This window comes from Chromobacterium sinusclupearum, assembly GCF_002902845.1.
Taxonomy (GTDB): Bacteria; Pseudomonadota; Gammaproteobacteria; order Burkholderiales; family Chromobacteriaceae; genus Chromobacterium; species Chromobacterium sinusclupearum.
Genome location: NZ_PPTF01000036.1, coordinates 1 through 7,319, shown reverse-complemented (window position 1 = coordinate 7,319; position 7,319 = coordinate 1). Strand labels below are relative to the sequence as shown.

10 protein-coding genes and 1 pseudogene are annotated in these 7,319 nt (G+C 63.8%); 10 read left to right on the top strand and 1 reads right to left on the bottom strand.

What is annotated here, in order from left to right; all coding sequences use genetic code 11:
* From C2134_RS10005 to C2134_RS09965, 9 genes and pseudogenes are all read left to right on the top strand, one after another.
* A pseudogene (locus tag C2134_RS10005) lies at window positions 1-362 on the top strand (hypothetical protein); the annotation flags it as partial.
* Between the two features lie 11 nt (window positions 363-373).
* Entirely contained in the window at window positions 374-1,171 is a 798-nt protein-coding gene (locus C2134_RS10000) for a secretion protein EspA (protein WP_103319713.1), read from the top strand.
* 19 nt (window positions 1,172-1,190) lie between these two features.
* The gene (locus tag C2134_RS09995; RefSeq protein WP_071110374.1) at window positions 1,191-1,658 is read left to right on the top strand and encodes a SycD/LcrH family type III secretion system chaperone; all 468 of its coding nucleotides are present in this window, start codon (window positions 1,191-1,193) and stop codon (window positions 1,656-1,658) included.
* Window positions 1,655-3,115: a type III secretion system translocon subunit SseC family protein gene (gene sctE, locus C2134_RS09990; RefSeq protein WP_103319711.1), complete on the top strand. Its 1,461-nt coding sequence runs from the start codon at window positions 1,655-1,657 to the stop codon at window positions 3,113-3,115. Before C2134_RS09995 ends, sctE begins: the two co-directional genes overlap by 4 nt.
* A 17-nt stretch (window positions 3,116-3,132) precedes the next feature.
* Window positions 3,133-3,735, top strand: a complete 603-nt coding sequence (gene sseD / locus C2134_RS09985; RefSeq protein ID WP_103319709.1) for a type III secretion system translocon protein SseD — start codon at window positions 3,133-3,135, stop codon at window positions 3,733-3,735.
* 12 nt (window positions 3,736-3,747) lie between these two features.
* Complete coding sequence (gene sseE / locus C2134_RS09980) at window positions 3,748-4,131, top strand: type III secretion system effector protein SseE (protein WP_103319707.1); 384 nt, start codon at window positions 3,748-3,750, stop codon at window positions 4,129-4,131.
* Window positions 4,107-4,799 (top strand): GNAT family N-acetyltransferase, encoded by a 693-nt coding sequence (locus C2134_RS09975; RefSeq protein ID WP_103319705.1) that lies wholly within the window; start codon window positions 4,107-4,109, stop codon window positions 4,797-4,799. The genes sseE and C2134_RS09975 overlap by 25 nt, the downstream gene beginning before the upstream one ends.
* Before the next feature lie 4 nt (window positions 4,800-4,803).
* Window positions 4,804-5,310: a SycD/LcrH family type III secretion system chaperone gene (locus tag C2134_RS09970; RefSeq protein ID WP_103319703.1), complete on the top strand. Its 507-nt coding sequence runs from the start codon at window positions 4,804-4,806 to the stop codon at window positions 5,308-5,310.
* Between the two features lie 14 nt (window positions 5,311-5,324).
* Entirely contained in the window at window positions 5,325-6,308 is a 984-nt protein-coding gene (locus C2134_RS09965) for a hypothetical protein (RefSeq protein ID WP_103319700.1), read from the top strand.
* A 141-nt stretch (window positions 6,309-6,449) separates the two neighbouring features.
* On the opposite strand, the gene C2134_RS09960 is transcribed toward C2134_RS09965, so the two are convergent.
* Window positions 6,450-6,683: a hypothetical protein gene (locus C2134_RS09960; RefSeq protein ID WP_146042127.1), complete on the bottom strand. Its 234-nt coding sequence runs from the start codon at window positions 6,681-6,683 to the stop codon at window positions 6,450-6,452.
* A gap of 23 nt (window positions 6,684-6,706) precedes the next feature.
* Between C2134_RS09960 and C2134_RS09955 the strand changes: the two genes are divergently transcribed.
* Complete coding sequence (locus C2134_RS09955) at window positions 6,707-7,099, top strand: SecDF P1 head subdomain-containing protein (protein WP_103319695.1); 393 nt, start codon at window positions 6,707-6,709, stop codon at window positions 7,097-7,099.
* Window positions 7,100-7,319: the final 220 nt, after the last annotated feature.

Genomic DNA, 7,319 nt, shown 5'->3' with positions numbered 1-7,319 from the left:
AGGATGCGGGCAGCACGGGCAGCCTGCCCAAGGAAGTCATTGACTACCTGAGAAGCCACAACATCAGCGTCACGGTGCAGAACGACGGCAAAAACACAAGCGGCAGCATCGACGACTACCTCAAAAGCATAGGTTGCAAATTCGATGACCAAGGCAACGCCACCGGCCTGAACAAGGGCCAGCTGGACGTGATCAAGGGCGCGCTGGAAACCGACTCCGGCCGCTGCTCCGACTTCGTCACCCAGGCCCAGCTGCAAATCCAGAAGACCATGCAGTCCTACAACGTCTGCGTCAGCCTGATCAACAGCATGCAGTCCCTGCTGGCCGAAATGAACAAGTCCATCGCCCAGAACATCCGCTAAGGACGCGCGCCATGAGCATAGCAAGCAGCTTCGCCGGAATCGGGGGAGTTTCCGCCAACCCCGACTACGGCGCCTATGTCGACCGCAAGGCCGGCCAGGGCGATTCCATCATGTCGCAGGGCATTTCGGTGCTGTACAAGTTCATGAGCTTGTTCTCCGACCTTGCCCAAGGCAAATACGACCAGATGAGCGCCAAGGCCGACCGCGCGCGCGACTCCCAGCAAGCCGCCAACCAGGTGGACGCCATCCTCTCCAAGCTGGTCAATGCCGGCGACAAGGCGCCGCTGCCGCCGGAGGTGATCCAGTACCTGAAGGATCACAACATCGCGGTAGGCGGCAAATCCATCGACGACTACTTGAAGGCGAATAACCCAGCCCTGCCCTTTCTGGACAAGCTGCGCGAGAAAATCGCCCAGGCCGGCCCGGAAGGAATGCGCTCGGACAGCTGGCAAGACGTGGTCAGCTATATGGATGAGCACGGCATCAAGGTGGATGGCCAAAAATGCGCCGACTACATCTGGGGGCTGCCGGAAGTGGGGCAACGCAGCTACCAGAACATCAGCCGCGAGCACATGCAGCACATCGCCGACGTCTTGGTCGAGGCCTCCGGCGGCCTGGGCAAGGGCCAGCTCAATGAAATCAAGGGCGCGCTGGAAACCGACTCCGGCCGCTGCTCCGACTTCGTCACCCAGGCCCAGCTGCAGATCCAGAAGACCATGCAGTCCTACAACGTCTGCGTCAGCCTGATCAACAGCATGCAGTCGCTATTGGCCGAGATGAACAAGTCCATCTCGCAAAACATCCGCTAAAGCCAACAAGGAGAAGGACATGACCGAGCAAGACGACCTCGATACCGTGCGCGACTTCTTCAATCAAGGCGGCACGCTGCAGGCGCTGGTCAATCTGGACCCGGCCGATCTGGACAGCGTCTATTCCTATGCCTGCCAGTTGTTCGACGCCGGCGACTATGCGGGGGCCAAGCGTTTCTACCTGATGCTGGCCCGCCTGTCGCACTGGCAATTCGACTACTGGCTGGCATTGGGCCTCGCCTGCCAGCGTCTGTCGGAACACGAGGAGGCCGTGTTCAGTTTCGGGCAAGCCGGGCTGTTGCGGCTGGATGACCCGCGCCCGGCCTATCTGGCCGGACTCAGCCACCAGCTGGCCGGCCATCCCGAGCAGGCGGGCAAAGCCTTCGCCGCCGCGCTCAAGTGGTGCGCCAGCAAACCGGAACACGCCGCGATCAAGGCCGAGGTCCTGCGCCAGGCCGCCCTTCTCCCTCAGGAGGAACACGCATGAACACCATCATCGACAACTTCTCCCCAGCCGGCCTGGGGGATGCCCGGCGCACGGAAGATGCGCCGCCAGCCGGCAACGTCGGCCGGGTAGGCGCGGGCGCGCTGGATCCGCTCGCCGCCCCTGGCCCGCGCGACCAACAACGCGGCCAGGAGCATGCTTTCCAATCGCCGCCGCGCCCGCGCGAGTCCGTTACGCTGCGCCTGGCCGAAGGCGCGCTCAACCGGATTCTGGATGCCTTCGGCCCGCGCGTGGACGGCAAGCCTATCACGCTGGCCCAGTTGGAACGCACGCCGATGGAGGCGATGAGCCTGGCCGCCGCCTTGCTGGGCGTGAAATCGCTGGGCGACAACGCCGATCTGAAGTCGCTGGCGCTGGAAATCCGCACCCAGGGCGCGGAAAACCTGCGCCTGCGCCAGAACGAGGACCTGCGCAAACAGATAGACAAATCGATAGAGGACCAGAACAAGGCGCAAAAAGCCGGCATCTTCTCCGCCATCGTCGACTGGATCGTCTCGGTGGCCGAGGTGATCAGCGGCGTGGCCAAGATCATCGTCGGCGACGTGGCCGGCGGCGCCATGGATTTGGCGGCCGGCTGCTCCGGCCTGGTCAAGGCGTTTGCCGAAACCATGGCCCTGGTTTCAGACGGCGACGCCGCAGCAAAGTGGAAAGAAGTGGCCGACATCGCCGGCAAGATCCAGCTGGGCTTTGAAATCGCCGGGATGATGGTGGACATCATCAGCGTGGGCCGCGGCGTCATGGCCGCCAAGTCCATGGCCAAGGCCACCGAAACCGCCATGGAGAAAGGCGCCGGCGAGCTGCTGGAAAACACCATCAAGCAGACCAGCGGCGCGGCAGGCAAGGAAGTGGCGCAGGAAGTCATCAAGGATGTGGCCAAACAGGTGGCCTCCGATGTGGCGGCGGAAGTTTCGGAGCAAATCGCCAAGAACATCGCGGAGCAGACTACCCGCTTCCTGGGCCAGGGCCACTTGCTGGAAGCCTTCAGCAAACAGGCCATCGAGCAGATGGTGGCCCGCGCCGTGGAAACGGTGGCGGAAAAGGCCCTCAAGACCGGCGCCGAAACCACGGCCAAGGAGTTGACGAAGTCAGTGGTCAAGGAGGTGCAGCGCGAAGTGGTGAAAGCCGCGATCCACGCCAGCCTGATGAGCGCCGCCAACACCGCCAAGGCCGTGACGCGCGCCAGCCTGCAAGGCGCCAACGGCGTCTTCCAGGGCGAAATCGCCAAGGAGCGCGCCGAGCTGCAGAAAGTCGTGCAGCAACTGATGGCGGAAAGCAACTTCATGCAGTTCATGCTCGACGAGTTCGAAAAGCTGAAAAAACGCGCCAAGGAAGACATCGGCAATCTGATGGACGGCGCCGGCAAGGCCCTGGCAGCCGGTTCCGAAGCCCAGAACAAGACCGGTGCCGTGCTCAGCAGCATTGCCGCCAATATCGCCTGACTTTCAAGGAGCAGTCTATGAACACCATTGCAAACACCAACGCAGCCGCCATCAATAGCGGCACGCCCGTACTCAGCGTGGACGGCAATCAAGGCGGCGACGCCATCGGCCAACTGAACGAACTGATGGTGCAACTGGGCCAGTTGTTCGGCAAGCTGCGCGACCTGCTGCGTCAATACAACCAGATTCAGCAGAACAACGCCTTCCAGATGCAGAAAACCTCGTTCGATACCCGGATGCAGGCCATCGAAACCGAATTCGACGCCAAGAACAAGCAGGCATGGGCGCAGATCGGCACCGGCATCGCTCAGGGGCTGGCCGGCGCGGCCTCCGCCTTCGGCGCGGCGCAGGGCAGCTGGCTGGCTCACTCCGGCGATATCGGCAAGGGGATAGGCAGCATCGTGGACGGCAGCGTCGGCGTCGCCGTCAATCCGGAACTGCGGGAGGCGCAGGAAAAGCAGGCCGAGGCCGACTATCAGCACGGCCTGGCCGAACAACAGCTCAAGCGCGCCGACGAGACGCTGGAAAAAGCGCTCAAGGTGTCCAGCGACCTGCGCGAGATCCTCAGCACGCTGACGCAGGCGCACGAACGCCTGTCCAGCAGCGTGCGCATGTCGTAAGGAGCTTGGATCATGGACGATGTCACCCGCTTCCTTCAGGCCGATGGTCTGAAGCCCGCACCGCAGAGCTTCCTGGGCAGCGATTTCATGCTGGGACAGCGCGTGGATACCGGGCGCTATGCCCTCACCTATCGGCAGGAAGGCGAGCGTCTGGTGCTGTGCGATTTTTCCGCCCAAGCGCCCGACGGACAGGCCGTGCTCGCGCTGATGACGCTGCTGCGGCGGCTGATCAAAGCCGTGCCGGCGCTGCGCTACGTCGATGCCATGATCCTGCCCGCCCCGCGCGACCCGGCGCTGGACCGGACTCGCCGCCGGCTGACCGAACTGATGCTGGCGGAAGGCGCGCAGCCGGTGCGCCTGGACGACGAGCTATGGCTGCGCTACCGCTGCCGCTAGCCTGCGCGTTGCGGCCCACGCCCTTGGCCCACGCCGACTACCCGCGCTACCGCGCGCTCTATGCCGACCCGCGCGTGGCGGCCCCGACGGGTTTGCCCGCGCTGGCCGACGAGGACGAGGCAAGACGCTGGTTCCATGCCGCGCTGGCCTTGGCTCCCGAGCAAGGGCGGATCATGGCTTTGCGCCTGGGCGGCCAGGGCGCGCTGGCTGGCGTGCTGCGTCTCACCGACTGGGACCGCGGCGCCGGCGTGCTGACGCTGGGCTATGCCCTGAGCCCCGAATGGTGGGGACGGGGCCTGATGCGGGAATGCCTGGCCGAAGTGCTGCCCTGGCTGTTTGACGGCGGCCTGGGCGCGCCGCTGCACCGTATTCAAGGCTGGGTGCTGAGCGACAACCATCCCTCTCGCCGGCTGCTCGCCAAACTGGGCTTTACCCACGAGGGCACGCTGCGCGGCGTGTTTCGCCACGGCGCAGGCCGCCATGACGTTTGCGCCTATGGCTTGCTGATCAGCGACCGCCCCGCCGCAGCGCTAGACCATGAGACGGCATATGCGCCGGATGGCGGCGCATCGACGGCGGAATCGCCAAAACCCGAGCCGTTTTGCCAAAGCCGTTCCCACACCCATCCATCACACTCTAGCCCCATGCAAGGTGCTCAAAGGTCTTAGCCGTATGACGTCACTGAACATTCCCTTAACTGCCACGCCGGCCGAGCAGGCCGAGGCCGCCGCGCGACGCTGCCTGGAGGTGCTGGAAGGCCGCGCCACGCTGGGCAATATCACGGGCTACAGCGCGGCGGAACTCGAAGCCATCTATGAGCGCGGTTATCGCGCCTGGAGCGCCGGCGACCTGGACAGCGCCACCGCCGACTTCGCTTTTCTGGCGCTGCAGCAACCGCTGGACCGCCGCTTCCTGTTCGCATTTGCCTGCGCGCTGAAGCGGCATGGCGAATTCCGCCACGCGCTGACTTTCTTCGGTTACAGCGTGGCGATGCAGGCCAATGATCCCTTCGCCACCTTTCACATCGCGGAATGCCTGCTGGCGATGGAGGAATTGAATGCCGCGCGCGATGCGCTCGATACCACCATCGCGCTGTGCTACGGCCAGGCTGACGCGGACCCGCGCTTCACCCCGCTGCGGCAGCGGGCGGAAAACATGCTGGACGACCTAAACCACTGATCAGGAATCTCGACATGGAAAATCCATCAATCAGCAGGCTTTCCTCTTCATCCATCAGCCATCTGGATGGCAATGCGAAAATCGACAATTCTCCGGGCATGGTGCTGGACGCCCCTGAAGACTTGGGCATTGCGCAACCGAATACCCAGAACCGGCCGGAAACGCTGAGCCTGGCGGAGCTGGAAGACAAGGCCAAAACGGCCGACGCCGAAGCCAAAAAATGCGGCGTAGACATCGCCAAGCGCGGCTTCTTCGCCAAGCTGTTGACCCTGGCCGCCGCCAGCGCCGTGCTGGTGGCCGCGGCCCTGGTCACCGGGCTGACCGGCGGCGCCGGCATCCCGCTGCTGGCGCTGGCCGGCGTCGGTTTCGCCATGGCGGTGGGCGATGTGGCCTGCGCCGGATACGACTGGTATAGCAAAGCGCATGGCGGAGAAGGCATGGCGATGGGCGGCGACTCGCTGGGCAATTTCATGAACTGGCTGGCCACAAAGTGCGGCGCTTCCGCCGATGCCGCCAAGAAAGTCGGCACCTATGGCTCTTTGCTGGCGCGCGGGACGCTTGCCGTCGGCACCATCGCCGTCGGCGGCTTCCTGCCTGTCGCCACCACGGGCGCGCTGCATAGCGCCGGGCTGGGGATTTCCATAGGCAGCGCCGCGTTGACTACGGCAAGCGGCATACCGACCGCCAGCGCCGGCTTGCGCAGCGCGGACAAGCAAAAGCATGAAATGGAGGCGGCGGAGGCCAAGGCCAAACTTGCCATGGTCAAGGCCAGGCCTGAGCAAAAAAATCAATCCGTGCAAACCGACGCCATGCCCGTCCAGGACATGGCCACGCAGACCCGCCCGACTCCGGCCTTGGTTTCAACAGCCACGCAGGCCGAGCGGGCGCAGACTCGCGACGCGGAAACCGAAACGATCCACTTGATCAGCCAGACCGTGCGGGAGACGCTAGAGCAGAGCGCGCGACTGTTGCAGCGTAGCCATTCGGTTTCCTTCTGATCGCCAGGTGGTCAGTAAGACTGGAAGGAGTGTTGCTTAGAGCTGCTAACAGAACCTCGTTAGAGGAACTGAGCCAAGGCGCGCCGATGCAGGCAGCACTTGAGTACGGCAAGGAGGCGCAACGCAGGATCAGGGGTTTGCTTAGCGGGTCTTCACACGGTCGCGGACAATCTTGCGCAACGCCTTTTCGTATTCATCTGATATCGAACGATCGGAAGAGAAACTATGATCAAAGCTCTGGTAAGAGATTTTCTCCTCCTTGCATCCCGCTGCGGCGGGATTTTTTTTGCCAGCGACGCCCAGCCCTTCCATGCCCCTGCCCGCCCGGCCTCCCGGCGCCAGCGGCTTATCCGTGTACAATGAGCGCGACTTCAACTCTGCCTTCCCGGAGCATTTCGATGAAATCCATTCTGCTGCCCGTTGCCGCGCTGCTCATCGCCAGCGCCGCTTTTGCCGATGAGCCGGCCAAGCCGGTGATCACCGGCCATATCCTGCGTTTCGACTCCGCCTGCGATTTCACCGAGAGCAATGTACGCATTCAACGCGATGCCATCCTGGTGGATGCCTCGCTCAAATCCGACGCCGCCGCAAGGATGAAGCAGGCCTCGCGCGATTTTCTCGGCCAGCCGGTGGTGATTGTGATCAATAACGTGCCGATCAGCGCGCCGGTGATGGCGGGTCAGTTGTCAGGCGATAAGGCTCGATTCTCCGTCGCCCGCGATGCCGCCGCCAAACTGCTGCCTTCCCTGCTGGCCACCACCTGCTATCAGGTGCAGCCGCAAGCCAAATAACAGCCTCGCCAGCCAAGCCCCGCCGCGCCCCTGAGCCCAGGCTCGCCGACACGGACAGCACTAGGGGCTGTTGACGTTTGGTGAGTGGATCGCGTTTGCGCCGATTTGGGCCGGAAGCAAGGCGCACAGTCCGACGCATAGTCATTCTATGCAAGGGCTGGGCAACGCGGCTTCCGGCCCAAAGCGGCCAAACCCGCAGGGCCGGGCGCCTTTCGCGCCG

Coding starts and splice junctions, on each gene's coding strand:
- C2134_RS10000 (WP_103319713.1), top strand. CDS start 374: ATGAGCATAGCAAGCAGCTTCGCCGGAATCGGGGGAGTTTCCGCCAAC.
- sctE (WP_103319711.1), top strand. CDS start 1,655: ATGAACACCATCATCGACAACTTCTCCCCAGCCGGCCTGGGGGATGCC.
- sseE (WP_103319707.1), top strand. CDS start 3,748: ATGGACGATGTCACCCGCTTCCTTCAGGCCGATGGTCTGAAGCCCGCA.
- C2134_RS09965 (WP_103319700.1), top strand. CDS start 5,325: ATGGAAAATCCATCAATCAGCAGGCTTTCCTCTTCATCCATCAGCCAT.
- C2134_RS09975 (WP_103319705.1), top strand. CDS start 4,107: ATGGCTGCGCTACCGCTGCCGCTAGCCTGCGCGTTGCGGCCCACGCCC.
- C2134_RS09995 (WP_071110374.1), top strand. CDS start 1,191: ATGACCGAGCAAGACGACCTCGATACCGTGCGCGACTTCTTCAATCAA.
- C2134_RS09970 (WP_103319703.1), top strand. CDS start 4,804: ATGACGTCACTGAACATTCCCTTAACTGCCACGCCGGCCGAGCAGGCC.
- C2134_RS09955 (WP_103319695.1), top strand. CDS start 6,707: ATGAAATCCATTCTGCTGCCCGTTGCCGCGCTGCTCATCGCCAGCGCC.
- sseD (WP_103319709.1), top strand. CDS start 3,133: ATGAACACCATTGCAAACACCAACGCAGCCGCCATCAATAGCGGCACG.